The sequence below is a fragment of the Vibrio sp. 704 genome (genome assembly GCF_033339295.1).
Genome location: NZ_JAWOUH010000959.1, coordinates 1 through 531 on the forward strand (window position 1 = coordinate 1; position 531 = coordinate 531).

The window sequence follows — 531 nt, forward strand, 5'->3', positions numbered from 1 at the left end:
TACTAAGTTCGCGCAGTACTTTCTCCGGATCTGCGCCAGCTGCCAATGATTGCAGGCTTTTACTCAGTAACTCTTCACGTATTTCGTTCGCCGACTTGCGATAATCGCGAATACTATCAACCGCTTGCAGTGAGCGTAGCCACGTCATAAACGACGCACTTTCTTCACTAACAATGGCTTCGGCCTGAATCGCTTCAACTTTACGTTGCTCAATATTGCTATCGATGATCGACTGCAAGTCGTCCACCGAATACAGATAAGCATCGTTCAATTCGCCAACTTGCGCTTCCACATCACGTGGTACAGCAATATCGACTAACAGAATAGGTTGATGACGACGTTGTTTCAGCGCTGTTTCGACCATGCCTTTACCAATAATAGGTAACGGACTCGCTGTTGAGCTAATCACGATGTCCGCTCTTGCGAGGTGGTCTGGGATTTCGTTCAGGCTGATTACTTCTGCACCAAACTGCTCAGCTAACCCTTGAGCACGCTCTTTGGTGCGGTTTGCGACTATCATTTTTGTGCAGC

1 pseudogene is annotated in these 531 nt (G+C 47.8%); it reads right to left on the bottom strand.

From position 1 onward, the window contains the following. Positions 1-531, bottom strand: a pseudogene (hemA, locus tag R7R24_RS30095) (glutamyl-tRNA reductase); the annotation flags it as partial.